Origin of the sequence: Pseudomonas sp. FP597, assembly GCF_030687435.1 — a bacterium.
In the GTDB taxonomy this organism is placed as follows: domain Bacteria; phylum Pseudomonadota; class Gammaproteobacteria; order Pseudomonadales; family Pseudomonadaceae; genus Aquipseudomonas; species Aquipseudomonas lactucae.
Genome location: NZ_CP117432.1, coordinates 2,594,335 through 2,620,616, shown reverse-complemented (window position 1 = coordinate 2,620,616; position 26,282 = coordinate 2,594,335). Strand labels below are relative to the sequence as shown.

Here is a 26,282-nt window from a genome sequence, read left to right as displayed (position 1 = left end):
AGCACGTCATGCCACCTGTAAAAGCACTAATGATGCCAACTCATCACAACCCGCTCAGCACCCGTTGCAAACCTGCCAGGACCGTCAGCAAACCTGCGCGCTGGGTCGGGCTCAGGGCGATATAACGCCGAAACGCCGGCATGCGATTGACCACCTCGCTGCCGCCCATGTGCTCCAGCCGGACGCGCCATTGCTGGTCGTCCAACTCGATACGCAGGTGCTTGAAATCCAGCGTCATCAAGGCCTGATGCAAAGCTTCATCGCCGCTTAACACCGCCTCAAGCCTGGCCCGCAGGGCGGGGTCGCCGGCCCGTTGCCGACACGCCAGCCCGGTGCGCCGAATCGATCCACGGTGGTGCAGCTCAAGGCGCGCACTGCCCTGCTCTGAAGCGGGCAAACGGATCCTGAATTCAGTCATGACCAGGTGCATCAGCAATTGCGCTTCGGTGCGCTCGACAACCGTCACCTCAAGGCCGCTGGCGTCCAGGCCGAACACCGCACTGGCCGGCCCGGTCGAGGTAAAGCTCGACAGGCCCAGGTTGCGCCGCAAGTACTCCAGCGTGACCCCGGGCCGGTAACCGGCCGGAGCGCGTCTGGCACTGAACAGCTCAGACAGCTTTTGCAGCATGCTCAAAAGGCTCGTTGTGAAGGTTGCCAGGCTCATGGGAAAACTCCTTGGCCAGCACGTCTTCGACCGACGCCGGCTTGAATGGATTGACCTTTTGCACCACCAATGTCCAGAACAGCGCGTAGGCAGCGGTAATCGCCAGCATCACGCCGAACGGCACGTAAATGTCGGCGGGGTTCATGCCCGGCGGGGTGATGAACCACATCCCGAGCAAAATGCCGATGCTGGACAGGATTTGTGGCAACGGGAAGAACGGCGAGCGATAGGCCCGTGGCAGGTCAGGACGGCGAATGCGCAGGATCACCACCGACAGCGTCACCAGCAGGTACGAGAAACTCCAGGCACACACCGCCGCCAGCACCAGGTGCATGATGTTGTCAGCGTTGCCGCCCAACCACAGGGCGTGCAGGCACGGAATCAGCATCGCCACCAGGATGCACAGCAACGGCGTCTTGAAGCGTGGGTGCAGGTAGGTGAACACCTTGGGCAGCGCGCCGTCCACGGCCATGCCATAGAGGATGCGCGGCACGCCCGCCATCAGCGTGTTGATGGTCGCGGCGCCGGCAAACAGAAAACCGATGCCCAGCCACAGCGGGCCGACCTGCCCCATGACCTGCTCGGCAAAACGCGGAATCGCCATCGGCGTGTCCAGCAGGTGTACGCCGGTGGCGGCATCCAGCAACACGTTTTCGACCTGGCGCTTCATCGCCGCGCCGTAGAGAAACATGCAAGTGGCCACGCTGAGCAGGCCCAGGAGCATGGCCTTGGGCATGACCTTGGCCGAATTGCGCAAGTCCGGCGCCAACGGCGTGACGAACTCGCACCCGACGAACATGAACATGGCCATGCCCACCAGGGACAGAATGGTGATCAGGTCGGTGCCCACCAGTGACACGCCGAACCACCCCTCCAGTTGCACCGCCGGCGCCGCGATCAGCCCGAGTATGGCGAACACCATCAGCGTGGTCCACATGCCGAAGGTCAGGATGATCTCGGCCCTGCCGAAGGCGCTGACGCCGAACGCATTGAGGATGCCGAACACCACCACGAACCCGACGCCCAGCAACCAGGAGCCCCCGGCGGATTCGGCCAGGGTATTGAGGTGTTCGAAGTTCACCAGCGCCATGACCCCGGACAGAATGGTCTCGGCGGTACCGGCAAACACGTGCACGATCAGGTACGCCGACAAGGTGCCGGTGATCGCAAAAAAACGGCCCATGCCGCAATTGATGTAGTCGTAGACCGAGCCAGTGGTCGGCAGGATCGCGGCGGCCTCGGCGAAGGTGGTCGCCTGCGCCAGCATCATCACCACCGCGATCAGCATGGCCACCGCAAAAGCGCTGCCGCCGATGCCGAAGCCCATGGTCGCGGTGAGAATCACCGGGCTGGCCATGATCAGGCCGATGGTGCTGGCCAGCGCGGTCGGAAAGCCGACGCTGCCTCGTTTCAGGTGCTGCGTGAGCCGGTCATTGATCGACATGGTGCGGATCCTCGAAAGCGGATTTCTGAGTGGATGCATCGAGCCGTACAAGGCGCTGGCGTTTAAGCCCTCCCCGGCCAGTCCCTGATCGAAACGGCCTCGAGCGAAAATCACTGTGCACCGCCAACGCGCCGAGCGTCTTGCCCATGTCTGCCGTCACTTTTGTTGCTGCCTGCCAGGGCGTGGGCCTTGGCGGGCAGGATCAATTAGCTGGCACGCAGGGAAAAGACTTCCCCTGCGCCCAGCCATCTTAATGCGCCCTCGACCTAATCATGCTGGGGACTATCACTATGGAGCACACTCTGAAAACCTGCACGCTGTCCAAGGCTGTCGGCCTGGGCATCGCACTCTTGATCACCCACTCGACGGCCCAAGCCTATGAGCTGTACGCCGACGAAGACACCCACCTCAATGCCGACTTCCTGGCGGTCTACGGGATGTTCAACAGCCGTCATAACTACGATGGCACGCCGGGAGGTTCATCCTGGCGCGAGGGTTTCATCAAATATGGGGTCAGCGGCGATCAGGGCCTGGCCGGTTACGGCACCGGTTATGGCGCGCTCAATTGGGTCAGTTCCGGCACCTGGGGCGACGGCGACGCCGCCGGCAACACCGACGGTTCGGAGCGCACCACGAAAATCGAAGACGCGTACCTGGGCTGGCGCTCGGCCGAGCTGTTCCCGGCACTGGGCAAGGACGGAGTGGATTTCTCCGTCGGCCGCCAGGTGGTCAAGCTGGGCCGCGGTTTCCTGATCAACGACGACGGCCCCAACCTGGGCAAGGGCCCGGCTGACGGCGCATTGAATCGCGGGGGTGCCTACTACCTCGCCGCGCGTCACGCCTTCGACCGTACCGCCGTGCTGCGCCTGGGTGGCCAGGACTGCCTGCATGGGTCGGTACTGTGGCTCAAATCCGACAACCGCGCCCAGGCCGAAACCGAGTTGGCGGCGGGCACCCTCGACTACACGGCCGCCGCCGGCACGCTGGGGTTGACCTGGGTACACGGCATCGGGGTCACCGACCAATGGGCCAGCGACTTTCAGAAACAGCGCGACGGCATGAACACCTACAGCCTGCGCGGCGAAGGCAGCGCGGGTATCGAGAACGCCAGCTTTGCCTTCGAATACGCCTGGCAGGACAAGGATGCCGGTCCGGAAAAAGCCTGGTACGGCGAAGCCGGCTACACCTTCGCCGATGTCAGCTGGGCGCCGAAACTGACCTATCGCTACACCCGCTACTCGCAAAAATGGGACCCGTTGTTCACCGGGCTCAGCACCGGCTACGGCACCTGGTTCCAGGGAGAAGTGGCCTCCAACTATGCCGGCCCGTTCAACAGCAACACCGGCATCCAGCATGTAGGACTCAAGGCCACTCCCCTGGAAAACCTGACGGTCGGCGCGCTGTACTTCGACTTCAATACCTTGCGCAAACGCGACGCCTTGAACCTGGATGCCCGCGAGCTGGACCTGTACGCCGAATGGGCGGTCAACAGCCACCTGATCATCAGCCCATTGGTGGGCATCTACCAACCGAAAAAGGACGCCGACACCGGTGGCAACCAAGTGGGTGGCAACGGCACCAACCTCTACAGCCAGTTGACCGTGGCCGTACCCTTTTGACCCCTTTCAGGCGCTGCCCGGCGCAGCGCCTGAAGCAGGCTATTGTTTGTGCGGGTGCAACATCGTCTGAATCCGATGAGTCGCCTGGCGGGTGTTTTCCGCCAGTTTGCGCACCTCATCGGCCACCACCGAAAACCCACGGCCGACCTCGCCGGCCCGCGCGGCTTCAATGGCCGCGTTCAAGGCCAGCAGGTTGGTCCGGTCGGCAATGCCTTTGATCACACTGACCACCGTGGCGATCTGGCCATAGGTGGCCTGGTTGTGCTCAAGCAATTGTTGGTGGGTGGTGCGGGCCGACTGCTCATCACTGATATCCCGGACCGCGCCAAGCACCCGCGTCAAGCGCCCCTGGGCGTCCCGCACGGCCCTGCCGCGCTCGCGGCACCAGATGTAGCCGCGAGTCTTGTGGCGCATCCGGTATTCAAATACGTACTCACCGCTACCATGCGCGGCGAGGATCTCCCGGTCGAAAATCGCCATGATCTTGGGCAAATCCTCGGGATGGGTGACGCCGACCTGCGCGTCCCAGCCGTCGGGCAGCTCATGGGGGGCATACCCCAGCAGCAGGCGAAACTGATTGAAAATACGCATCTGGCTGCCGGGGTCCTGAACGTCACCATTGACCACCGTGATATCCCAGCAGCCCTCCGTCATGGTGCACAGCAGCAGCTCCCAGATCTGCTTCTCCTGTTGATGCTGGTCACCCAGCAGCCGCTGCCGACGCAGCTCCGCATCCAGTGTCGCCTCACGCTGTAGGGCCAGCTCCAGTTGTTGACGCAGGGCCTCAAGAGCCTGCTCGTCGTGTGCCTGCCGGGCGGCCTGAGCCTTGGCCGATACCTCGGCCTGCTGCCATTGGCGGTCGGCATTCGCCCGCTCTCGCGCCAGCTGTTCCAGGCAGGCCTGCACCGACGGGTAAGCGTGCAACGCCTGGGTATCAGGCGCCTCCCCCGCCAGCACCTGCTTGAGGTGGGCAGCAAGGTCCTGCATCGGCTGGTTTTTCTTGAAGAACATCGGACGGCCCTCTGCGCATCGCGTCGAAACGCTGGATCTGACCGCAAACCATCAGTGATTGCTTGTACGAGCCTGCACGCCCGCTTGCGCCTGGCTGCCAGGGGCTATCGTGCATTTGCAGGGTACGATCAATAAAAAACCGAGGCCTTTACCGGCCTCGGCTTTTTTACCATCAGCAATGGCGGATCAATTGCTTCAACACCGTCTTGAACGTTTCGATCTGCGCGTCAGTGAACGCGGCGAATACCTTGTCCTGCTGTTCGCGCGCAATTGCCCACAGGTCTTCGGTCTGCTCCACACCGGCAGCGGTCAGGCGTACGCCGTTGTCATCGTCGCTCACCAGCCCCTTGCGTTTGAGGTTGGCCACGGCTTCGTCGATTTCGCGCACCGGCATGGCCACCTCGCGCAACAGGTCCTGGGTGCTCAGCCGGGCGTCGTTCTCCAGCACCATCAGCATGCGTGCCTCGTTGGTGCGCAGGCCGGTGGACAGTTGCCGGGGTTGGTAGCTGGATTGGTAGGCGCGCACCGCCTGGGTCATCAGGTAGTACAGGTTGTGGCTCAGGCGTCCCTGGAAATGGCTGCTCGGCGGCTGGCTGTCGTCGCGCTTGGTCATGCGCGTGTGGGGCAGGACCATCGAGTAGGCGCCCTGATGATAAAGCAGCGGCGCACGGCCGAAATCATCGAAGGCCACCACCTTGCCGATCATGATCCAGTGATCGCCGCCATCCACCTGCTGGTAGTTTTCGCAGTGAAACCGCGCCGAACAATCGGCGAACACCGGCGCCCCACCCTCGCCGGGCTGATATTCGATCTCGGCGAAGCGATCGTCCTTGGGTCGGGCAAAATTGTTCGACAGGTCGATCTGGTCCGCCGCCAGCACGTTGACCGCGAAATGGCTGGCCTGCTCGAACACCTCATGGCTGTTGGAACGTTTGTCCAGGCTCCACAGCACCAGCGGCGGGTCGAGCGACACCGAGTTGAAACTGTTGGCGGTGACGCCCACCTTGCGCCCGGCGGCGTCGGCGGCGGTGACCACGGTCACGCCGGTGGCAAAGTTACCCAGGGCGCGGCGAAAGGTGCGTGGGTCGAAGGTCGATTCAGACATGCAAGACTCCCGGGCCGCGTCAGGCGCGGCCCTGATTGTTGTTATCAAACGCAGGTTCAGATCATGCTTGGATCGGGCTCCAGGCCCATCAGCTCGCGGCCGAGGATCTGCGCGCAGACGTCGTAGTCGGTGTAGGCATGGGCGCCGGTCATGTGCGAGTCACGGAACAGGCGCTGCATTTCGTTATGTTCGAACCAGGCATTGCCGCCGGCGGCTTCGAACAGGCGATCCACCGCCTGGATGCACATCTTGGTGGCATACGCCTGGTTGGTGCGCCAGAACGCCAGGGTTTCGCGGCTGGGGTAGCGCTGCTGCTCACTGTGCTCGGCATGCTCGGCCCAGGTCTTTTCAAGAAACGCGCGCGCGGCGCCGACCTGATGCGTCGACTCGGCCAGGCGCATCAACGCCGGCGTGGCCGCACCGACCGCCGCGCCAGTGTAGGCGCGCACGCGGGTCTTGGTCTTTTCGCGGAACACCTCGAGCATGCGCTCGGCGACGCCCAGGCTCACGGTAGAAAAGCCGCTGGCAAAATACGGACGGTACGGCGAGTAGAACACCTTGCTGTCGGGGTACAAGCCGAAGCCTGCGGACTTGCCCTCCATCATGTCCTTGGCCTTCTGGATGCGATGCTCCGGTACCCAGGCCTTGTCGATGATCAACGTCTTGGTGCCGCTGCCTTTCATGCCGGCGGCAAACCAGTCGTCGCGGATCTGATAGTCACTGCGCGGCAGCACCGCGAAGCAGTAGTCCTGCGTGCCCTCGGCATTCGGCCGGCGAAAGCCGACAATCGCCCACTCGGCGTGGTCGCAGCCGCTGCTCCAGCCCATCTCACCACTGAACAGCACGCCGCCCTCGACCTCTTCGGTACGCCCGAAGGGGGCGATGCTGCTGCTGGCCGTGGCATGCGGGTCGGTGCCCCAGACTTCCTGCTGCAGGGTGGCCGAGAACAGTGCCAGTTGATGGCTGTGGGTGCACAACAGGCTCATGGCCCAGGCCGTGCTGGCGCAGGCCCCGGCGAGCGCCGCGATGCAGTCGGCAAACTGTGGCAGCGACAATTCCATGCCACCGAACGCCTTGGGCTGAAACGCACGGTGCAGGCCGATGCCTTTGAGCAACGCAATATTTTCGGCGGGCACCTGGCGGTCCTGCTCGGCCTGGAACGCATTGGCCGCGATGGCGGGCAGGAGGGGCTTGAGGTCTTCGAGAAGCGGGTTTGGCTTTTTCATGGATGGCCCTGCTTATTATTGGATGTCCGGACGACAACGGGAATCAAGGCGCGGCGCCGGATGCAGGGCCAGTATGGTGTGTGCCTGGCGGGCATAAAATGCACGTTCCAGAGTCAAGATTGCACTTTTCACAGGCCTGGCAGCCACAGACATAGCGCGCGGCAGGCACAGTCAAGCCGGGCATGCAGCGGTGGATTACCCTCGGGTTTTTCTTTGTTCCGGATCAGGAAACCCCCATGAGCGATATTCCACTGCTGCCTCACGTCGAAGCCTTTCTGCGTCGACAACACGCGCTGTTTATCGACGGTGGCTACGTGCAGAGTCACTCCGGCCAGACGCTGGAGGTGATCAACCCGGCCACCGGCCAAGTCATCGCCCAGGTCGCCGACGCCGACCCGGCCGATATCGACGCGGCCGTGGCCTCCGCGCGTCGTGGTTTCAAACAATGGTCCCAGGTCGCCCCGGCGATACGCGGCAATGTGCTGTTCAAACTGGCCGACCTGCTGGAGCAGCACCGCGAAGAACTGGCGCAGATCGAGACTTGCCAGTCGGGCAAGATCATCCAGATTTCCCGGGCCTTCGAAGTCGACCAGGCGGCGCATTTTTTGCGTTACTACGCCGGTTGGGCCAGCAAGATCACCGGGCAGACCATCACGCCGTCACTGCCCTCGTTCGCCGGTGAACGCTACACCGCCTTCACCCTGCGCGAACCGGTCGGGGTGGTGGTGGGGATCGTGCCGTGGAATTTCTCCACCATGATCGCACTGTGGAAACTCGCCTCGGCGCTGGTGACCGGTTGCAGCATCATCATCAAACCCAGTGAGTTCACGCCGCTGACCATCCTGCGTATCGCCGAACTGGCGATGGAGGCCGGCCTGCCGCCAGGTGCGCTCAACGTACTGACCGGCGGCGGCCTGGTGGGCAAAGGGCTGATCGAACACCCCGGCACCAATAAGGTGTCGTTTACCGGCTCGGTGCCGACCGGCATTGCCGTGGGCCAGAGCGCCATGGGCGCCGGGCTGACCCGCGCCACCCTGGAACTGGGCGGGAAAAACTCGGCGGGTTTTCTGCCCGATGTGGACCTGGACAACGCGGTCAACGGCATCGTCGAAGCGGGCTTTTTGCACTCCGGGCAAATCTGCGCGGCGGCCGAACGCTTCTTTGTGCATCGCTCGCAGATCGACGCGGTCATGGACAAACTCGCGCAGCGCTTGAGCGCGCTGAACATCGGTTCACCGTTGGATGAGCGCACCGAGTTCGGCCCGGTCGCCAACCGTCAGCATCAACTCAAACTGGGCGCGTTCTTTGACAAGGCGCGGGCGGAAAACAACCGCATCGTGCACGGCGGCAAGCTGATTGACCGGCCGGGTTGCTACGTTGAGCCGACGATCATCCTGGCCAACGGAGTCAACGATACCTTGCTCAACGAAGAGACCTTCGGCCCGATCGCTACGTTTTTGCCGTATGACACCGAAGACGAATTGGTGGCGTTGATGAACAACACGCCCTATGGGTTGAGCGCCAGCCTTTGGACCAATGACCTGGGCAAGGCGCTGCGGATGGTGCCGGCCATTGAGGCGGGTACGGTGTGGGTGAATATGCACACGTTACTGGATCCAGCGGTGCCGTTTGGGGGCAGTAAGTCCTCGGGGGTCGGCCGGGAGTTTGGTGGCGCGTTTATTGAGGATTACACCGAGTTGAAGTCGGTGATGATTCGTTACTGACGACTCTCTGGCTCACGGCCACTTACTCACATCGGCCTAACAATGGATCCATTAATTGGCAGGCCGTTCGATAATCGCCCATTAAAACCTCTAATCGAGCTTGACTACCCATTACCCCTCCAATCTAATGGATCCAACAAACAAAAATAATCCATTGCCTGGAGAGTCGCCATGTACCCCAAGAACACGTGGTATGTCGCCTGCACCCCCGATGAGATCGCGCACAAGCCGCTGGGCCGGCAGATCTGCGGTGAAAAAATGGTGTTTTACCGTGGCCTGGAAGGTGCGGTGGTGGCCGTCGAGGATTTTTGTCCGCATCGTGGCGCACCGTTGTCGCTGGGGTATGTCGAGAATGGCAACCTGGTGTGCGGCTACCATGGCCTGGTCATGGGCTGCGATGGCAAGACGGTCGAGATGCCTGGCCAGCGGGTACGCGGTTTTCCCTGCAACAAGACCTTCGCGGCGGTTGAGCGCTACGGTTTTATCTGGGTGTGGCCGGGTGATCAGGCCCAGGCTGACCCTGCGCTGATTCATCATTTGGAATGGGCGGTGAGTGATGAGTGGGCCTACGGCGGCGGGCTGTTCGATATCCAGTGCGATTACCGCCTGATGATCGACAACCTGATGGACCTGACCCACGAGACCTACGTGCATGCGTCCAGTATCGGCCAGAAGGAGATCGACGAGGCGCCGCCGGTGACCACGGTGGACGGCGATGAAGTGGTCACCGCCCGGCACATGGAGAACATCATGGCGCCGCCGTTCTGGCGCATGGCCCTGCGCGGCAACAACCTGGCCGATGACGTGCCGGTGGATCGCTGGCAGATCTGTCGCTTTACCCCACCCAGCCACGTGTTGATCGAAGTCGGCGTGGCCCATGCCGGCAAGGGCGGCTACCACGCCGCGCCGGAGTACAAGGCGGCGAGCATCGTGGTCGACTTCATCACGCCGCAGACCGACACGTCGATCTGGTACTTCTGGGGCATGGCGCGCAACTTCAACCCACACGATGAGGCGCTGACCGCCAGCATTCGCGAAGGCCAGGGCAAGATTTTCAGCGAAGACCTGGAGATGCTCGAACGCCAGCAGCAGAACCTGCTTGCCCACCCGACGCGCAACCTGCTCAAGCTCAATATCGATGCCGGTGGCGTGCAGTCGCGCAAGGTCCTGGAGCGATTGATCGCTCGGGAACGCGCCGGAGAGCCGACATGATCGAGGTGGTGGTGACGTCGCGGCGCGTCGAGGCGCTGGACATTTGCAGCTATGAACTGGCCCGTGTCGATGGCGCGCCACTGCCGCCGTTCAGCGCTGGGGCGCATATCGATGTGCACCTGCCGGACGGGCTGATCCGACAATATTCGCTGTGCAATCACCCTGAGGAACGTCATCGCTACCTGATTGGCGTACTCAACGACCCCGCCTCGCGAGGCGGCTCGCGCAGCCTGCACGAACAGGTGCACGAAGGCGCCCGCCTGACCATCAGCGAACCGCGCAACCTCTTCCCGCTGGTCCATGAAGCCCGACGCAGCCTGTTGTTTGCCGGTGGCATCGGCATCACGCCGATCCTGTGCATGGCCGAGCGTCTGGCCCAGGGCGGGTCCGACTTCGAACTGCACTACTGCGCCCGTGCCAGCGAGCGCGCAGCGTTTGTGCAGCGTCTCAAGGATTCCCCGTTTGCCGACCGGGTGTTCCTGCATTTCGACGAGCAGCCCGACACCGCGCTCAACGCCGCCCAGGTGCTGGCGGCACCGGCAGACGACGTGCACCTGTATGTGTGCGGCCCCGGCGGCTTCATGCAGCATGTGCTCGACAGCGCCCGCGCCCAGGGCTGGCAGGAAAACTGCCTGCACCGTGAGTACTTCTCGGCGGCGCCGGTGGACAGCAGTCTGGATGGGCGATTTTCGGTGAAGATCGCCAGCAGCGGCCAGGTCTTCGAGATACCGACCGACAAAAGCGTGGTCCAGGTATTGGAAAGCCACGGCATCGAGATTGCCGTGTCATGCGAGCAAGGGATCTGCGGCACCTGCCTGACCCGCGTGCTGGAAGGCATCCCGGAGCACCGCGACCTGTTCCTCACCGAACAGGAGCAAGCCCTGAATGACCAATTCACGCCGTGCTGCTCACGCGCGAAAACCCCGCTGTTGGTGCTCGATATCTGAACCGCGTCACGACGCGGGCAGGATCACCTTCATGCGTGCGTCGGCGGTGGCGGAGCTGAAGATCTCGGCATAGCGCAAGGTCGCATTGGCGTGTTCGCGCATGATGGCTTCGGCACGCGCGCCCTGGCGATTGACCAGGGCGTCGAACACCGAATGGTGTTGCATGTGGGCGTAGTTGAAGCGACGGTATTCGCGGGCCATGTCCTCGCGATCCACCGCCAGCGCCGTCACCGAAGCGAACGGCAGGTGATCATTACGCGCCAGAGCATCAGCAATCGCCGGGTTGTGGCTGCCTTCGACGATGACCTGGTGAAAACGCATGTTCAGGTCGTGGTAAATCTCCAGGTCGTCCTCGGTCACATAGCCCTTGTCGAACAGTTGATCGCCCTCGACCAGGCAACGCTCGAGCACCCTGCGCGCCTCCTCGGACAAGCCACGCTCAGCGGTCTGGCGCGCCGCCAGGCCTTCGAGCACGCCACGCACCTCCACTGCGCCGGCGATATCGCTGGGGCTGACCGAACGCACCTGATACCCGCGCCCGCCAAACGGCACCAGCAACCCTTCCTGTTCCAGGGTACGAAACGCCATGCGCACAGGCATGCGCGACACGCCAAAGCGTTGCGCCGTGGGGATCTCCATCAAGCGCTCGCCTGCCGCCAACTCGCCGCTGGCAATCATCTTGCGCAGTGCAACCAGCACCAATTGACCGGGCTTACTCATCCAGGCAACTTCCAGAAAACGTGGCCCTCCATAGTACCGCAAGCCTGTGGTTTCGTCAGACGAACGCCAGAGCCAGAGCAACAACCCATGCTCATCGCGGGCAAGCCCCTCCCACATTTAGATTGCGGGGGTGTCAGTTAGATAGTCGCCAGCTTCCGAGCCGTCACGGCAGCCAGGCCGGGTTCTCGATCAACAACGCCATCCCCTGCCCCCCACCCACACACGCAGCCGCAATCCCATAACGCAAATTGTGCCGACGCAGCTGCCGAGCCAGGCTCATGACCAGACGCAGACCGGTGGCCGCCAGCGGATGCCCCAACGCAAGAGAGCCGCCCTCGACGTTAAGACGGCTACTGTCCAACTCCAGCTCCTGAGCCACCGCCAGCACCTGCGCCGCCTGGGCTTCGTTGATCTCGAAACGACCAATATCGCCCAGGTTCAGCCCACTGCGCTGCAACAGCAGACGAATCGCCGGCGCCGGGCCAATGCCCATGTACTCCGGGGCCACCCCTACCACCGCACTGGCCACCAGCCGAGCCAGCGCCGGGCGCAAGCAGTCAGAGGCACGCCCGACCAGCGCCGCCGCCGCACCGTCGACCACCGCACAACTGTTGCCGGCGGTTTGCACCCCACCGGCATGGATTGCACGCAAACGCGCCAAGGCCTCCAGACTGGTGGCCCGTGGATGGCTGTCCGCACTGACTGCACCCACCTGACGCGCCAGAGTAATACTCCTCGGCTGGTACCCTTCCAGTTCAAACACCTGGTTATCCACCGCCACGATCTCTTCAGCCCAGGCCCCCTCACCCTGCGCCTGCAACGCGCGCTGATGGCTGTCGCAGGCATACCGATCCACCGCCTCGCGGCTCAATCCATAACGGCGCGCCAGGTTGTCGGCGGTGGCGATCATGTCCACCGCAGGGGCCGGGTCGTACAGCGCCTCCCAGAGAAAGTCCTTGAATTGCACCTCGCCCCCCAGACGGAACCCGCCCCGGTGGGTGTAGGCGGCAATCGGGTTGCGCGACATTGATTCAGCCGCCACGCACAACGCCAGTTGCGTGCCGTCGCGCAGTTGCCCGGCGGCCTGGCGCAACAGCTCGAAACCGGTGGCGCAGATGCGCTGCACTCCCAGCGCCGGAACCGATTGCGCCACACCGCTGTACAACCCGATATGCCGTGGCAGCAAGTAGGCATCGAAACTGGCCTGGGCCATGGAGCCGGCCAGCACGCTGTCTACCGTCTGCGGTTCGATGCCGGCGCGGGCCAGCACTTCACGGCCGACCTTGATCCCCAGGTCGATGGGCGACACCAGCGACAGTGCCCCGCCGAGGTCGACCCAGGGCGTGCGCACCGCGTCGAAAATCGCCACATCGGTAAACGCCGCATACTGCCCGGCGCCGCTCACGGCTTGGGCCCGGCGCGCAGGATCGTCGGGTCTTCACCGCGATACAGCGCCTCGACCTTGGCCGCGCGCCATTGCAACACCGCGCGTTGATTGATCGAGCCTTTGTCGGTGATTTCGCCACGGTCGATGGACGCCGGTTCGTCGAGTACGGCAATCCACTCCAGCCGACTGGCATTGCCGGTGGCCTCGCCATTGAGGCGCTGCAACCAGTCGCCGAACCACTGGCGCACCGGTGCGCTGGCGAGGACCTCGGCGTCGCTGGCATCAACGCTCAAGCCCGCCAGCCGGCGGCACTCGTAGAGCCTCGGGAATACCAGGGCGCCCAGGCATTCGCGGTCCGGCGCGGCGATCACCAGATCCTGCACATACGGCGAGCCTTCGAGCACCGCGCGATTACGCATCGGGCCGACGCTGACAAACACCCCGGAAGACAGCTTGAAGTCCTCGGCAATGCGCCCGTCGAACATCAGCCCCAGTTGCGGCTGCTGAGGATCGGCGAGCTTGATCGCATCACCGGAACAGTAGAACCCCTGCTCATCGAACACCTCGGCGGTTTGCTCGGGCGCGCGCCAGTAACCCGGCATGATATGCGGCCCGCGAAAGCGCCCTTCGAACTTGCCGTCCAGCGGCACCAGACGCACCTCGCACCCCGGTGCGGGCAAACCGATGTAACCGGCCATCGACAACGGTCCGGTGGTGAAGGTGCAGGACGGCGCGGCTTCGGTCATGCCCAGCCCGGCCATCATGCGGATGCGCTCGCCGCAGTGCAGCTCGGCCACGCGGTCGAGACGATCCCAGACACTTTGCGAGAGGCCGGCGGCGGCGAAGAAGAACAGTTTCATTCGCGCAAAAAACCGCTCGCGCAGCTCGGCGTCCTGTTCCAGGGCATTGACCAACTCTTCCCAGCCCTTGGGCACGGTCAGGTAGGCCGTGGGCGAAATTTCCTTGAGATTGCGCAGGGTCTCGGCAATGCCCTGGGCGGTGGGTTTGCCATCGTCCAGGTAAAAGGTGCCGCCGTTGTAGAGCACGATGCCGACGTTGTGGCTGCCGCCAAAGGTGTGGTTCCACGGCAGCCAGTCCACCAGCACCGGTGGCTCCTCGCCGAACACCGGGAACGTCTGCAGCAGCATCTGCTGGTTGGCGCAGAGCATGCGTTGGGTGGTAACCACGGCCTTGGGCAATTTGGTCGAGCCGGAGGTGAAGAGAAATTTGGCGATGCTGTCCGGGCCGGTGGCGTTGAACGCTGCCTCGGCCTCGGCACCACCCAGCGTTTGCAACAGGCTCGCAAAGCTGGCTTGAGTGCGTCCAGGCACCTCACCGCGCACGCAGATCAGCGGCGTGTCGGCCGGCAATACGGCCTCGATGGCGCGCTGGTAAGCCGCCGCATCGTTGACGAACACCAGCCCCGGTTGCAGCAGCTCGCACACATGGCGCAGCTTGGCGAAATCCTGGGACAACAACGCGTACGCAGGCGATACCGGGCAGTAGGGAATACCGGCGTACATGGCGCCGAGCGCTACTTGCAGATGCTCGATATCGTTGCCCGACAGCAACGCCAGCGGCTTGTGCGCCGACAGCCCGTAACTCAGCAAACCCTGGGCAATCGCGCGCACGCTGTCGAGCATTTCCCGGTAGCTGACGCGACGCCACTCGCCGCCGGCCTGGCGTGCGGCGATAAACGTCTGTTCGGGACGCACCTGGGCCCAATGCACCAGCCGGTCGAGCAAGCGCGGCGGCAACTCGGCCAGTGGCTCAAGGGAACGCATATGCAGCACGCCCTGTTCTTCAGTGACCTCGACCGGCGCATGGCCGATGGACACCGCGCGGTATCGCGGCGGGTGCTGCTCGGGCTGGGGTTGCGCTCTGAATTCGGAACTCACAAGGATGTCCTCCATCAAGGCGGGTCAACGCCGCCTTGTTATTGTTAGGTCGCAATGCCTGCTCAGATCGGGTAATGCCTGGGCCCGTTCTGCAAGGTCACCCAACGCAATTGCGTGAAGTGCTCGATCGCAGCCTTGCCGCCGAAACTGCCATAGCCGCTGGACTTGACCCCGCCGAAGGGCATCTGCGCTTCGTCATGCACGGTCGGGCCGTTGATATGGCAGATGCCCGATTCCACACGCTGCGCCAATGCCAGCGCACGCCCGGTGTCGCGGCTGAAGATCGCCGCCGACAGGCCGAATTCGGAGTCATTGGCCAAGCGCAGCAGCGCTTCATCACCGTCACCGCGCAGCAGCACCGCCACCGGGCCGAAGGACTCTTCGCGGTACAGGCGCATGTGTTCGGTGACGCCATCAATAAGCGTCGGCTGCAGGATGCTGCCGTCCAATTGCCCGCCCACCACCAGGCGTGCGCCCTTGGCCAGGGCATCGTCGATCAGGGCCTTGATGCGCGTACCGGCGTTGGCGTCCACCAGCGAGCCCAGCACCGAATCCGGCGCGGCGGGATCACCTGCGCGTAGGGTCGCGACCTTGGCCGCCAGTTTTGCGGTAAACGCATCGGCGACCTTGGCATCGACAATCAGGCGCTCGGTGGACATGCAAATCTGCCCCTGGTTGAAGTAGGCGCCGAACGCCGCCGCCGCGACGGCCGCGTCCAGGTCGGCGTCGTCGAGCACCAGCAACGGCGCCTTGCCGCCCAGTTCCAGCAGGGCCGGCTTGAGATGACGCGCCGAGAGTTCGCCGACAATCCGCCCGACATGGGTCGAACCCGTGAAGTTGACCCGTCGCACCGCCGGGTTGGCGATCAGCCGCTCGACGATGGCGGCGGCATCCGCCGGGGCATTGCTGATCACGTTGACCACGCCATCACCGAGGCCGGCATCCTGCAACACCTGGCCGATCAGACGGTGCACCGCCGGGCTCAATTCCGAAGCCTTGAGCACCACGGTGTTGCCGCAGGCCAGCGGCATGGCAATGGCGCGGGTGGCGAGGATGACCGGGGCATTCCATGGCGCGATGCCCAGCACCACGCCGCATGGCTGACGCAGGGCCATGGCGAAACTGCCGGGCACATCGGAAGGGATGACGTCGCCGGTGATCTGGGTGGTCATCGACGCAGCTTCGCGCAGGATGTTGGCCGCCAGGCGCACGTTAAAGCCATACCAGTTGGCCATGGCGCCGGTCTCGCCGGCAGCGGCAATAAATTCGGCGCTGCGCGCCTGCAATTGCTCGGCCGCCACGAGCAAGCGCGTGCGACGCTCGTTGGGCGCCAGCGCGGCCCAAGTGGGGAACGCGGCCTGGGCCGCGGCCACGGCGGCGTCGGCATCTTCAAGGGTCGCGGCGGCCACGCGCGAGACCACTTCACCGGTCACCGGGTTGCGACGCTCAAAGGTTCGACCGTCGCGGGCGGGGCACGACTGGCCGCCAATCAATAGGGGCACGTCCAGCATGGTGATTCCTCTTTATTATCTTTATCGGGAATACGTTCAGCGTCGTCACAACAGTGCGGCCCGCAGGCCGCGTCTTTCAGCGTTTATACGCCTGCAGGCCGGGCTTGATGCTCTTGTCGTCGAGGAACTGCTTCATACCCTGCTCGCGACCGCCTTCGGTGTCGAGCAAGCGCGACTGATCGAGCTTGGCGTAGAGGTAATCCTCGTTCTGCTCCCAGGTCAGTTCGCGGCAACGCTTGAAGCCATGTTTGGCCGCACGCAGCACCACCGGGTTTTTCTCCAGCAGGTTACGCGCCAGTTCGATGGTCACTTCGCGCAGTTGCGCCAACGGCACGCTCTCATTGACCAGGCCCATTTCGGCGGCCTTGCGCCCGTCAAAGGTCTTGCCGGTCATGATGTAGTACAGCGACTGACGATGGCCCACGGTGTCGGCCATGGCCTTGCTCACCAGGTTGCCCGGCGGGATGCCCCAGTTGATTTCCGAGAGGCCGAAAGTCGCTTCATCGGCGCAGATCGCCAGGTCGCACGCCACCAGCGGGCTGAAACCGCCACCGAAGCACCAGCCATTGACCATCGCGATGGTCGGCTTGGCGTACATGCGCAGCAGCTTCCATTGCCATTGCGAGGCTTCGCGGCGGATTTTTTCCTGGAGGATTTCCGGGCCGGCATCCACTTCGCGGAAGTATTCCTTGAGGTCCATGCCCGCGGTCCAGGCTTCACCGGCGCCGGTCAGCACCAGCACACCGGCGGCCGGATCCTGCTCGAGGGTTTCCAGCACATCGATCATTTCCCGGTTGAGGGTCGGGCTCATGGCGTTGCGTTTTTCCGGGCGATTGAGAATGACCCAGGCAATACCTTCCTCGATCTCGACTTTGACGGTGGTCCAGCGGCCTTCGTAATTGCTCATGGCGGTGCACTCTTGTTCTGGGGTGTGAAGATGATTCGAAATTAAACCGCAAATATAGTTATGTCAATTAACTATTAATCCAGATAACCAATATTTTACGGGGTAAGACCGCTGCTTTTTTCGGGCCGGGTAAAAAACCGGCATAGCCACGGCGCGTCAACCCCGGCAAACTAGATAGCCTTCTTAACCTCCACTTTCTGAGGATTGCACTGTCCATGGCCAAGCCTTCCAAAATCGCCGCCAGCCAGGCCCTGCCCGAACATGACGAGGGTCGACCGCCGCTGGATTCAGCTCTGGACGATCTGATCGGTTATGCCATGCGCCGCGCCCAGCTCAAGCTGTTCCAGAACCTGATCGGCCGGCTGTCGGACCACGACCTGCGCCCGGCACAGTTCTCGGCCCTGGCAATCATCGAGCAGAACCCCGGGCTGATGCAGGCCGACCTGGCCCGTGCCCTGGCCATCGAACCGCCCCAGGTGGTGCCCTTGCTGAACAAGCTGGAAAGCCGCGCCCTCGCCGTGCGCGTGCGGTGCAAACCGGACAAGCGCTCCTACGGGATTTTCCTGAGCAAGACCGGCGAAGCGCTGCTCAAGGAGCTCAAGGACATCGCCGCGCAAAGCGACCTGAACGCCACCGCAGCCCTGGACGTCGAGGAACGTGCAGAGCTGCTGCGCCTGCTCAAGAAGGTGTATCAGGACTGATGTCTACCAGAGCGCCACGGTGTAGAGCACCAGGAAGCGCGTCTGGTTTTCATCGCGAAACGCCGCGCCGCCCGGGAAGTCGTTGCGGTAGATCGACTTGCGCGCCATCAGCCCGACGTTCTTCAGCGGGCCGCTCTGGATCACGTAGCCCAGCTCCATCTGGAACTCGCGCTCCTTGCGATCCTCGGCATTGAAGGCTGCCAGCTCGATGTTGTCGCCGCGCACATAGCGCAGCCGGGTCTTCAGGCCCGGCACGCCTGAGGCGGCAAAATCATAGTCATAGATGGCCTGCCAGGTGCGCTCCTTGGCGTTGAGAAAATCCGAACTCATGGTCAGTTCGCTCATGCCCATCAACTCGGTGCCGGAGATATACGGCGTGGCGGTTTCCCCACTGGAATGCATGTAGCCCAGGCTGATCCGGTGGCCGCCCAGGCGGTAGCCGAACAGCGCCGAGAGGTTGCGGTTATCCACGTTGCCGGCCTTGGCGCTGCCGTCCTCACGACTGAAGAAACTGCGCAGATCGCTGGTCAGCACGCCATCGCCCACCGGCAGGTTGTGCAGCAGTGCCAGGGTGTGCTGCTGGTAAAGGTCCGCGACCTCGGCGTGGTACACGCGCAGGCTGAGGTCTTTGTTGACCTGGTAATCGCCGCCCACATACGCCAGGTGCGAGGTGGTGGCCGTGGCGTTGAACCGCCGGTTGGGCGAGGCAATCGTCATGGCCTGGTAGTCGGTGGAGTCGCGCTTGTTGATGCGGTCGATGTAACCGGTATTGAGGGTCAGGCCATCGATATCCTTGGAGCTCAGGGTGGTACCGCGAAAGGTCTGCGGCAGCAGGCGCGACGGGCTGGCGAAAGCGAACGGCAGGAAGATCGACACGTCGCCGGCCTTCACCGTGGTTTGGGCAAACCGCAGCTTGGCGGTCGGCGCCAGGCGCGAGTATTCATCGGCGGCACGCTTGTCGCTGGCCGACACCGGCAATAACTCGGTGCCGCTGCGGTCCGGCGACGAGTCGAGCTTGACTCCCATCAACCCACGCACATCCAGGCCAAAGCCGAGGGTGCCGGGGGTGTACCCCGATTCCAGGTTGAGCATGAACGCCTGGGCCCACTCACGCGCGGCGGTCTTGGCGCCGTCGTCCTTGTAGTCACGGTCCAGGTAGTAATTGCGCAGCGTCAGGGTGCCGTGGCTGTCGTCGATAAACCCCGCCGCCCAGGACGCAGTGGGCAGCACACTCAACATCAACAGCGCGCTGATCAGGCAGGGAGTGCTGTTCGACACACGGCAGGTCGCCGCAACGGCGTCCGTGGAGAGTTTTGGCATGTTCGATGTCCATTTTTGTTGTTGTTTTGGGGGAGACACGCGCTTGGCCCAAGCGGCTTCGCGGACAGAGAATGGAAACAGCAGAGCGCAGTCGTCAACTGCCACTGACCGATAATCGAACATTAATAAACGTATCTATTTTTGTTTTTTCCGCTACCGCGAATCTCAAACCGGCGACTTAGAGGGCCTGGGTGCTGATTGTTGGAGCGGCGCCGCCGCCCTTCTTTTTATAGTTATATTTGTTATCTTGATTTCCAGCCGCCTTACGGCTCACCACGACAACAAAAACAACAATGAGGTTTGCCCATGAACAGTCCATCGCGTCGTTCGACGCTGACCATCGCTTTGTGCTTTATCGTTGCGCTGATCGAAGGTTTCGACCTGCAGGCCGCCGGCACCACCGCCGCAGGGTTGCGCCACAGCTTTGCCCTCGACCCGAAAATGCTGGGCTGGGTGTTCAGCGTCGGCATCATCGGCCTGTTGCCTGGGGCGTTCTTCGGCGGCTGGATCGCCGACCGTATCGGGCGCAAAAAAATCCTGGTGCTGGCGGTGCTGCTGTTCGGGTTGTTCTCCCTGAGCACCGCGTTTGTCGACAGCTATGCGAGCCTGTTGCTGGTGCGCTTCCTCACCGGCCTGGGCCTGGGCGCCGCGCTGCCAAACCTGATCGCGCTGTGCGCCGAGGCGGTCAGCGAGCGCAATCGCGGCACCGCCATCAGCGTCATGTACTGCGGCGTGCCGCTGGGGGGCGCATTGGCCGCCGTGGTGGCGATGTTTTCCAGTGAACACTGGCAGACCACCTTTATCATCGGTGGCCTGGCACCCTTGCTGGCCGTGCCGTTGATGATCGTGCTGCTGCCGGAATCCAGCGCCTTTCGCCAACAGTCGCACACCACGTCCGGCGCCCGTGCCTCTACCCGCCAGGCCTTGTTCGGCGACGGTCGCGCACGCACCACACTAGCGTTGTGGCTCAGTTATTTCTTCACCCTGACCGTGATGTACATGCTGCTCAATTGGCTGCCGTCGCTGTTGCTGGAACAAGGCTTCAGCAAACCCCAGGCGGGCCTGGTGCAGATGCTGTTCAATATCGGCGGGGCCCTGGGTTCGCTGCTCGGTGGCGTACTGCTGGACCGTTGCAACGCGCTCAAAGTGGTGCTGTTCGTGTACGCCGGGTTGCTGGCCGCACTGGCCGGTGTCGGGCTGTCGGAGGGCATCGTGCCCATGGCCATCTTTGGTTTCGCCGCGGGATTGTTCATTTTGGCCGCGCAATTGGTGCTGTATGCCAGCGCCCCACCCGCTTATCCCGTCGCGGTGCGTGCCACCGGCGTGGGTGCGGCCGTCGCCATCGGCCGACTGGGGTCGGTGGCCGGGCCGCTGGCCGCCGGGCAACTGCTGGCAGCAGGCGCCGGCACCACGGGCGTGCTGCTGGCGACCTCACCCGGTCTGGTGATCGCCGCACTCACCATCATCAGCGTGATGGTGCGTACGGCGCCACTGGACCTGCCCGGTACGCCGGCGTCTAGAACTGGTGCAGCCAGTTGAGCACCAGTTTGTCGCCCTGGGTGCGGTTTTGCGCCTGCTGCTCAAAGTAGGCGTTCACCGACAGCACGTTTTCCTTGTTGAACGCGTAGACCAGGCCTGGGCCGATGGCCCAGACCTTTTCGCGACGCCCGCTTACCGCGCTGCCATCGACCTTGGTGTCGGTGATCTGCTTCAGCCAGTAGCCATTCAACCCCACGCTCAGTTGCTGGCTCACGGCATATTGCAGCGTCAGGTTGGCGTGCAAGGCCTGGCCGGCCTGGGTGCTGGAAACATCACCGAAGCCGGCCGCCGGGTCATCGTTCTTGCCATTCCACAGGTACATGAAACGTCCGCTCGCCGACCACGTGGGGTTGAACCAGTAGGTGGCCGCGTAATACGGGTTGAATGACCAGAAGTTGCTGCCGGGGTTGATCGAGCGATTGCGGTCATAGGCACCCACCGGCACCGTTATATCAGCCTCGACGCGCTGGGTCAGCAAAGGGCTGCCGTCAGCGCGGCTCAGGGTCGGCAGTTGCAGGAAAGGCCCGACTGTCAGATCGCCGAACCCCGCGCGGGAACTCAGCGCCGCGTTGCCCAGACCGTCATCGACATCCACATGGGCCAGCGACGTATTGATCAGGGTAATGCCTGGCATCGCGCCGTTGGCCAGGGGTTGGCCGACATAGATGATCTGCGTGGTCGGCGCCACCACCTCCACGTCCTGCCTGGGCAGCGCCAGCTTGTTGCCGTGGGCATCGTTGAAGCGACTGGCGCGGGAGTACGTCAGGTATTCCTCCAGGTACCAACCGGGCCCGGCAGGCGCTGGCGAGCCATCATAGAAACTGGTGCTGCCCAGGTTGAGGCCGGGCAAGTCGTAGGCGTAGGCGGTCGATGACAGCGCGACAAACGTCGTGGCCGCAACCGTGCGCAAGATAGGCTTGAGCATCTAGTGTGTCCTGTATTTTTGTTGTTGTTCAAGACCCCCGGCGCGGTGCATCCGCGCCGGGGCTTAAGGCGGTTGCAGCGCCTACACGTAGGTGGCCGCCAACCCGCCATCCACCGGCAGGTTGACGCCGTTGACCCAGCGCGACGCGTCCGAACACAGGAAGGCAATCACCGCCGCCACCTCGTCGGCCATGGCCGGACGGGTCATGCGCTGGCCGTCCTGGGCCACGCGCTCAGGGCCGAGCATGCTGATGAAATCGCCCAGAATCGGCGTGAACACCGGCCCCGGCGCGACGCAGTTGATGCGCACACCATGGTCGCGAAACCAGGCCTGGGATTGCGCAAAGCTCCAGACAATCAGCGCCTCCTTGAAGTACTGGTAGCAGGTAGCCTGTTCGACCGGATGATCCTTGAGCCATTGCTGCCCGGCGCTATAGCTTTCAGTGGTCGCCAACGCCTTGTGCTGCGCCAGCCGTTGCGGCCACTGCGCGCCGAGAATCGAGGCGACATTGACGATGCTGCCGCCCACCGGCATGCGTGGCAGCAGCGCCTGAGTGAAATGGCGCAGCCCCAGGTAGTTGACCTCGGCGACCGTCTGCACCGGTGCGGTACCGGGCACGCCGGCAATGTTGCAGAGCACATCGACCCGCGCCGGCAAGCGAGCCACCAGGGCATCGATGCTGGCAGGGTCGCCCAGGTCGGCGTGGAAAAAACCGTCCAGGGTCAGTTGCGGTTCATGGCGATCAACACCGATCACCCTGGCGCCCTGAAAACGCGCCAACTGCGCAACTTCGGCACCAATGCCCGAAGCGACACCCGTCACCACCAGGGTTTTGTTGTACAGATTCATGTTCAAGCCCTCTTATTGTTGTATAGGCACACGCCGTTCATTGCGATGAGCCGAGGCTCAGAAGGGATAGGTCGGCGGGGTGTCCTTGACCGTGACCCATTGCCATTGGGTGTATTCGTCCCAGTCCGCCGGGCCGCCCACGCTGCCGCCATTGCCCGAGGCGCCGCGCCCGCCGAAGGGGTTGCTGCATTCATCGGCCACGGTCTGGTCGTTGATGTGCAACATGCCGCAGTCAAGCCGCTCACCGATGGCCATGGCGCGGCCGATGGAAGGCGAGATGATCGCGGCCGACAGGCCGTATTCGGTGAGGTTGGCCAGCTCGATGGCCTCCTCGTCGGTGGCAAAACTGACCACCGTCGCCACCGGCCCGAACATTTCCTCATCGAAGGCGCGCATGCCTGGGCGCACCCCGCTGAGGACGGTCGGCCGATAGAACAGGCGGTCGTACTCGCCGCCGACTTCAATGCGCGCGCCGGCCTGCACGCTGTCATGGACGATGGCGTGTACGCGCTCCAGCTGGCGCTTGTTGATCAGCGGGCCGAGCGCCGCCTCACCCCGCGCCGCATTGCCGACGGTCAGCGCGCGGGCCTTGTCGACCAGCTTGCGCGTGAGCGCGGCGGCGATGGTGTGATGGGCAAGGATCAAGCCGGTGGCCATGCAGATTTGCCCCTGGTGCAACCAGGCGCCCCAGGCCGCATTGCTGGCCGCCAGGTCCAGGTCAGCGTCCTCCAGGACAATCAGTGGGTTCTTGCCGCCCAGCTCCAGCGCGACTTTTTTCAGGTTGCGCCCGGCCACTTCGGCGACCTTGCGCCCGGCGGCCGTGGAGCCGGTGAACGCGATCATGCGCACATTGGGATCGCGGCACAGCGCCTCACCCGCCGGCGCCGCCCCCGGCAACACGTGCAGCAGGCCCTTGGGCAAGCCCGCCTCTTCGAACAACCGCGCAATCAGAAAGCCGCCGCTGACCGGGGTTTGCGGGTCGGGCTTGAGCACCACCGCATTGCCCGCGGCCAAGGCCGGCGCCACCGAGCGCATCGACAATACCAGCGGGAAATTGAACGGTGAGATCACGCCGACCACACCGTGGGGCTGGCGCCGCGCATACGACAGGCGCCCGGCCGCACTGGGCAGCACCACGCCGTGGGGCTCGGATAACATGCCGGCCGCCTGGTGCAGCAATACAATCGCCTCGCGTACTTCATGGGCGCCCTTGAACAGCGCCCCGCCGGTTTCCCTGGCGACATACAGCGCCAACTCATCGAACGCCCGCTCGGCACATTCAGCCGCCTTGCGAAACACCTGCGCACGTTCCCGTGGCCCCATTGCGGCCCAGGCCGGCTGGGCCAGCGCCGCGCTGCGACAGGCCACGGCGACATCCGCCGCATCGGCCATGGCACAGCGCATCATCGGCTCGCCGGTGGCCGGTTCGATCACGCCGATGACCTGGCCTGAAGCCGGTACCCAATCGCCGTTGAACACGCATTCGGCCTCAAGGGAGGGTTGGAGCAGGTGGGTTGTTTCAGACACTGACATGGCAACTCCCGGTTCTTGTAATTGTCATCCGCTCGCGCAGTGCGCAAACGCCGCACAACACCTAGAGCAAAGGCTGTGCCGCTTGCCGCGAACACACCGCACGCGTAGCGCCGAGGCGTCTGTTTCGCGGCTTGCGTACAGCCAGGCGCAAACCGCAAGGCAGCACGCCGACGAAAACCCGGGCCGGGCACTTGTTCAATTGAGAAGGTTATGTTTAATAACTATCTGAGCAGTTACTCATATCGTTCATCAGCTCTGCAGGGGCATAACAATGACTAATCCCCACAGCGCGTTGCCCGACGACCGGGCGAGCACCGCGCACTATCATCCGCGTGGCGACAGCCGCCACCTCAACGACAGCAGCTCGCCTACGCCCGCTGAGCTGACTGACTGCCTGTTCTTCTCTCCCGAAGACGGGCGCATCTGGCTCAACGACCAACGCATGCTGCTGCTGCACAGTTCCTCCTTCGGCGCCCTGCGCAGGGAAGTCATCGAGCGCCTGGGGCTTGAGCAGGCACGCGGCCTGTTCACACGCACCGGTTACGCTTCCGGCGCGCGAGACGCCCGGCTGATCCGTGAACGCTGGCCGCAGGCGGACGCCGCCGCTGTGTTTCGCGCCGGCACGCACCTGCACACGCTGGAGGGCATGACCAAGGTCGAACCGCTGCACTTCAAGTTCGATGCCGACTCGGGGTTCTATGAAGGCGAGTTTCTCTGGCACCACTCGTGCGAAGCCGATGAGCATGTGGGCGCCTACGGCATTGGCCAGGACCCGGTGTGCTGGACCGAAACCGGTTATGCCATCGGTTTCGTCAGTGGCCTGTTCGGGCAACTGGTGATTTTCCGTGAGGTGCAATGCCGGGGCATGGGCCACGGCAGTTGCCGGGTGATCGGCAAGACCGTCGAGCAATGGGGCGATGTCGAACAGGACCTGCGTTACCTGAACGTGTCCCAAGCCGTCAGCCATACCGTCGCGGTGCCCACGCCTGACAGCCCGGCCGCCAGCCGTGCCGGCATCAGCGAGCCACACCCGTTGGTGGGCGCCAGTGCGGCGTTCAACGCGGCGATGCAGGCCCTGCAACGCGTTGCACGCACACCCGCCACCGTATTGATCAGTGGTGAGTCCGGCGTGGGCAAGGAAATGTTCGCCCGCCAGTTGCATCAGCTCAGCGCCCGTCGTGACGGCCCGTTTGTAGCGCTCAATTGCGCGGCAATCCCCGACAACCTGATCGAGGCCGAACTGTTCGGTGTCGAGCGTGGCGCCTACACCGGCGCGACGCACTCACGCCCCGGGCGTTTCGAGCGAGCCCAGGGCGGCACGCTGTTTCTGGATGAAATCACCAGCCTCAGCCTGGCGGGGCAAAGCAAACTGCTGCGGGCGTTGCAGGAGCGCGAAATCGAGCGCGTGGGGGGCGTGCGCGGCATCCAGGTGGATGTGCGGGTGGTGGCGGCGACCAATATCGATCTGCGCAAAGCGGTGGCGGATGGCACGTTTCGCGAGGACCTGTTCTACCGGCTGAATGTCTACCCCATCGCCCTGCCCCCCCTGCGCGAGCGCCGGGATGACATTCCGCTGTTGATCAACGCGTTCCTCACGCGCTTCTGCCAGGACTATGCGCGCACGCCCGCCGGGCTGACCATGCGGGCCTTGAAAGTCCTGCTGCGCTACGACTTCGCAGGCAATGTGCGCGAACTGCAGAACCTGATCGAGCGCGGCTTGATCGCCAGTGACGAAGGCCAGGCCATCGACCTGGTGCACCTGTTTCGTAATGAGCCGCTGCCGACGGACGCGTACAGCCTGGACGACCAGGGCAGCTTGTCAAACACCGCAGCGGTGGTGCGCCCTGCCCTGCTGGACACCCTTGGCCAGTTGGACCAGGGGTTTTCCATCGAGGGCCTTGAATCACGCCTGATCAACGAAGCGCTGCAACGCAACGCCGGCAACCTGGCCGCCGCCGCCCGGCTGGTGGGGCTCAGCCGGGCTCAATTTGCCTATCGATTGAAGAAACACCAGCGGCAAACCCCTTAAATGTTCGGGCG

At 63.6% G+C, this 26,282-nt stretch carries 21 protein-coding genes; 7 read left to right on the top strand and 14 right to left on the bottom strand.

Annotated features, from left to right (window positions below; translation table 11 throughout):
• Positions 1–43 precede the first annotated feature (43 nt).
• On the bottom strand, positions 44–628 hold the full coding sequence (locus PSH66_RS12255) for a DUF3156 family protein (protein WP_305429605.1): 585 nt from the start codon (positions 626–628) through the stop codon (positions 44–46).
• A complete protein-coding gene (locus PSH66_RS12250; RefSeq protein WP_305429184.1) occupies positions 609–2,108 on the bottom strand; it encodes an APC family permease in 1,500 nt (499 codons plus the stop codon). Before PSH66_RS12250 ends, PSH66_RS12255 begins: the two co-directional genes overlap by 20 nt.
• A 290-nt stretch (positions 2,109–2,398) precedes the next feature.
• Here PSH66_RS12250 and PSH66_RS12245 point away from each other — a divergent pair, with 290 nt between their 5' ends.
• Positions 2,399–3,727: a hypothetical protein gene (locus PSH66_RS12245; RefSeq protein WP_305429183.1), complete on the top strand. Its 1,329-nt coding sequence runs from the start codon at positions 2,399–2,401 to the stop codon at positions 3,725–3,727.
• 39 nt (positions 3,728–3,766) lie between these two features.
• Here PSH66_RS12245 and PSH66_RS12240 read toward each other — a convergent pair whose 3' ends face one another.
• From PSH66_RS12240 to PSH66_RS12230, 3 genes are all read right to left on the bottom strand, one after another.
• On the bottom strand, positions 3,767–4,738 hold the full coding sequence (locus tag PSH66_RS12240) for a methyl-accepting chemotaxis protein (RefSeq protein WP_305429182.1): 972 nt from the start codon (positions 4,736–4,738) through the stop codon (positions 3,767–3,769).
• Between the two features lie 172 nt (positions 4,739–4,910).
• Complete coding sequence (locus PSH66_RS12235; RefSeq protein WP_305429181.1) at positions 4,911–5,843, bottom strand: p-hydroxyphenylacetate 3-hydroxylase reductase component; 933 nt, start codon at positions 5,841–5,843, stop codon at positions 4,911–4,913.
• 56 nt (positions 5,844–5,899) lie between these two features.
• On the bottom strand, positions 5,900–7,069 hold the full coding sequence (locus PSH66_RS12230; protein WP_305429180.1) for a p-hydroxyphenylacetate 3-hydroxylase oxygenase component: 1,170 nt from the start codon (positions 7,067–7,069) through the stop codon (positions 5,900–5,902).
• Positions 7,070–7,305: 236 nt separating this feature from the next.
• Between PSH66_RS12230 and PSH66_RS12225 the strand changes: the two genes are divergently transcribed.
• The 3 genes from PSH66_RS12225 to PSH66_RS12215 all read left to right on the top strand — a co-directional run bounded on the left by PSH66_RS12225 (position 7,306) and on the right by PSH66_RS12215 (position 10,952).
• On the top strand, positions 7,306–8,793 hold the full coding sequence (locus PSH66_RS12225; protein ID WP_141064153.1) for an aldehyde dehydrogenase family protein: 1,488 nt from the start codon (positions 7,306–7,308) through the stop codon (positions 8,791–8,793).
• A gap of 171 nt (positions 8,794–8,964) precedes the next feature.
• Entirely contained in the window at positions 8,965–10,005 is a 1,041-nt protein-coding gene (locus PSH66_RS12220) for an aromatic ring-hydroxylating dioxygenase subunit alpha (protein WP_305429178.1), read from the top strand.
• Positions 10,002–10,952 carry a PDR/VanB family oxidoreductase gene (locus PSH66_RS12215; RefSeq protein WP_305429177.1) on the top strand — a complete coding sequence of 317 codons (951 nt, stop codon included), beginning with the start codon at positions 10,002–10,004 and terminating at the stop codon, positions 10,950–10,952. The genes PSH66_RS12220 and PSH66_RS12215 overlap by 4 nt, the downstream gene beginning before the upstream one ends.
• 6 nt (positions 10,953–10,958) lie before the next feature.
• Here the strand turns inward: PSH66_RS12215 and PSH66_RS12210 are convergent, their stop codons facing one another.
• The 5 genes from PSH66_RS12210 to PSH66_RS12190 all read right to left on the bottom strand — a co-directional run bounded on the left by PSH66_RS12210 (position 10,959) and on the right by PSH66_RS12190 (position 17,375).
• Positions 10,959–11,672 carry a GntR family transcriptional regulator gene (locus PSH66_RS12210; RefSeq protein WP_042945674.1) on the bottom strand — a complete coding sequence of 238 codons (714 nt, stop codon included), beginning with the start codon at positions 11,670–11,672 and terminating at the stop codon, positions 10,959–10,961.
• Positions 11,673–11,835: 163 nt separating this feature from the next.
• Positions 11,836–13,077 carry a thiolase family protein gene (locus tag PSH66_RS12205; RefSeq protein ID WP_305429175.1) on the bottom strand — a complete coding sequence of 414 codons (1,242 nt, stop codon included), beginning with the start codon at positions 13,075–13,077 and terminating at the stop codon, positions 11,836–11,838.
• Positions 13,074–14,957 carry a feruloyl-CoA synthase gene (locus PSH66_RS12200; RefSeq protein ID WP_042945672.1) on the bottom strand — a complete coding sequence of 628 codons (1,884 nt, stop codon included), beginning with the start codon at positions 14,955–14,957 and terminating at the stop codon, positions 13,074–13,076. The genes PSH66_RS12205 and PSH66_RS12200 overlap by 4 nt, the downstream gene beginning before the upstream one ends.
• Positions 14,958–15,019: 62 nt before the next feature.
• Positions 15,020–16,468: an aldehyde dehydrogenase gene (locus PSH66_RS12195; protein WP_141064151.1), complete on the bottom strand. Its 1,449-nt coding sequence runs from the start codon at positions 16,466–16,468 to the stop codon at positions 15,020–15,022.
• Positions 16,469–16,544: 76 nt separating this feature from the next.
• Entirely contained in the window at positions 16,545–17,375 is an 831-nt protein-coding gene (locus PSH66_RS12190; RefSeq protein ID WP_017528275.1) for a p-hydroxycinnamoyl CoA hydratase/lyase, read from the bottom strand.
• Positions 17,376–17,590: 215 nt separating this feature from the next.
• Between PSH66_RS12190 and PSH66_RS12185 the strand changes: the two genes are divergently transcribed.
• The gene (locus PSH66_RS12185) at positions 17,591–18,076 is read left to right on the top strand and encodes a MarR family winged helix-turn-helix transcriptional regulator (RefSeq protein ID WP_003173184.1); all 486 of its coding nucleotides are present in this window, start codon (positions 17,591–17,593) and stop codon (positions 18,074–18,076) included.
• A gap of 3 nt (positions 18,077–18,079) precedes the next feature.
• Here the strand turns inward: PSH66_RS12185 and PSH66_RS12180 are convergent, their stop codons facing one another.
• Complete coding sequence (locus tag PSH66_RS12180; RefSeq protein WP_305429174.1) at positions 18,080–19,396, bottom strand: OprD family porin; 1,317 nt, start codon at positions 19,394–19,396, stop codon at positions 18,080–18,082.
• 306 nt (positions 19,397–19,702) lie between these two features.
• On the opposite strand from PSH66_RS12180, the gene mhpT reads away from it, so the two are divergent.
• On the top strand, positions 19,703–20,935 hold the full coding sequence (gene mhpT, locus PSH66_RS12175) for a 3-(3-hydroxy-phenyl)propionate transporter MhpT (protein WP_305429172.1): 1,233 nt from the start codon (positions 19,703–19,705) through the stop codon (positions 20,933–20,935).
• Here mhpT and PSH66_RS12170 read toward each other — a convergent pair.
• From PSH66_RS12170 to PSH66_RS12160, 3 genes are all read right to left on the bottom strand, one after another.
• A complete protein-coding gene (locus PSH66_RS12170; RefSeq protein WP_141064147.1) occupies positions 20,913–21,860 on the bottom strand; it encodes a transporter in 948 nt (315 codons plus the stop codon). The two genes, mhpT and PSH66_RS12170, sit on opposite strands and share 23 nt — an antisense overlap.
• Before the next feature lie 81 nt (positions 21,861–21,941).
• Positions 21,942–22,709 carry a coniferyl-alcohol dehydrogenase gene (locus tag PSH66_RS12165; RefSeq protein ID WP_003173178.1) on the bottom strand — a complete coding sequence of 256 codons (768 nt, stop codon included), beginning with the start codon at positions 22,707–22,709 and terminating at the stop codon, positions 21,942–21,944.
• Between the two features lie 57 nt (positions 22,710–22,766).
• Positions 22,767–24,242 (bottom strand): benzaldehyde dehydrogenase, encoded by a 1,476-nt coding sequence (locus tag PSH66_RS12160; RefSeq protein WP_003173177.1) that lies wholly within the window; start codon positions 24,240–24,242, stop codon positions 22,767–22,769.
• 271 nt (positions 24,243–24,513) lie between these two features.
• On the opposite strand from PSH66_RS12160, the gene PSH66_RS12155 reads away from it, so the two are divergent.
• Positions 24,514–26,271 carry a sigma-54-dependent Fis family transcriptional regulator gene (locus PSH66_RS12155; protein ID WP_003173175.1) on the top strand — a complete coding sequence of 586 codons (1,758 nt, stop codon included), beginning with the start codon at positions 24,514–24,516 and terminating at the stop codon, positions 26,269–26,271.
• The last annotated feature ends 11 nt before the right edge of the window (positions 26,272–26,282 follow it).

Bases quoted from the DNA above. Each gene is read 5' to 3' on its own strand.
- PSH66_RS12190 (WP_017528275.1), bottom strand. From the start codon at position 17,375: ATGAGCAATTACGAAGGCCGCTGGACCACCGTCAAAGTCGAGATCGAG.
- mhpT (WP_305429172.1), top strand. From the start codon at position 19,703: ATGAACAGTCCATCGCGTCGTTCGACGCTGACCATCGCTTTGTGCTTT.
- PSH66_RS12210 (WP_042945674.1), bottom strand. From the start codon at position 11,672: ATGAGTAAGCCCGGTCAATTGGTGCTGGTTGCACTGCGCAAGATGATT.
- PSH66_RS12245 (WP_305429183.1), top strand. From the start codon at position 2,399: ATGGAGCACACTCTGAAAACCTGCACGCTGTCCAAGGCTGTCGGCCTG.
- PSH66_RS12230 (WP_305429180.1), bottom strand. From the start codon at position 7,069: ATGAAAAAGCCAAACCCGCTTCTCGAAGACCTCAAGCCCCTCCTGCCC.
- PSH66_RS12250 (WP_305429184.1), bottom strand. From the start codon at position 2,108: ATGTCGATCAATGACCGGCTCACGCAGCACCTGAAACGAGGCAGCGTC.
- PSH66_RS12255 (WP_305429605.1), bottom strand. From the start codon at position 628: ATGCTGCAAAAGCTGTCTGAGCTGTTCAGTGCCAGACGCGCTCCGGCC.
- PSH66_RS12160 (WP_003173177.1), bottom strand. From the start codon at position 24,242: ATGTCAGTGTCTGAAACAACCCACCTGCTCCAACCCTCCCTTGAGGCC.
- PSH66_RS12195 (WP_141064151.1), bottom strand. From the start codon at position 16,468: ATGCTGGACGTGCCCCTATTGATTGGCGGCCAGTCGTGCCCCGCCCGC.
- PSH66_RS12170 (WP_141064147.1), bottom strand. From the start codon at position 21,860: ATGCTCAAGCCTATCTTGCGCACGGTTGCGGCCACGACGTTTGTCGCG.
- PSH66_RS12225 (WP_141064153.1), top strand. From the start codon at position 7,306: ATGAGCGATATTCCACTGCTGCCTCACGTCGAAGCCTTTCTGCGTCGA.
- PSH66_RS12165 (WP_003173178.1), bottom strand. From the start codon at position 22,709: ATGAATCTGTACAACAAAACCCTGGTGGTGACGGGTGTCGCTTCGGGC.
- PSH66_RS12220 (WP_305429178.1), top strand. From the start codon at position 8,965: ATGTACCCCAAGAACACGTGGTATGTCGCCTGCACCCCCGATGAGATC.
- PSH66_RS12155 (WP_003173175.1), top strand. From the start codon at position 24,514: ATGACTAATCCCCACAGCGCGTTGCCCGACGACCGGGCGAGCACCGCG.
- PSH66_RS12235 (WP_305429181.1), bottom strand. From the start codon at position 5,843: ATGTCTGAATCGACCTTCGACCCACGCACCTTTCGCCGCGCCCTGGGT.
- PSH66_RS12215 (WP_305429177.1), top strand. From the start codon at position 10,002: ATGATCGAGGTGGTGGTGACGTCGCGGCGCGTCGAGGCGCTGGACATT.
- PSH66_RS12180 (WP_305429174.1), bottom strand. From the start codon at position 19,396: ATGCCAAAACTCTCCACGGACGCCGTTGCGGCGACCTGCCGTGTGTCG.
- PSH66_RS12185 (WP_003173184.1), top strand. From the start codon at position 17,591: ATGGCCAAGCCTTCCAAAATCGCCGCCAGCCAGGCCCTGCCCGAACAT.
- PSH66_RS12240 (WP_305429182.1), bottom strand. From the start codon at position 4,738: ATGTTCTTCAAGAAAAACCAGCCGATGCAGGACCTTGCTGCCCACCTC.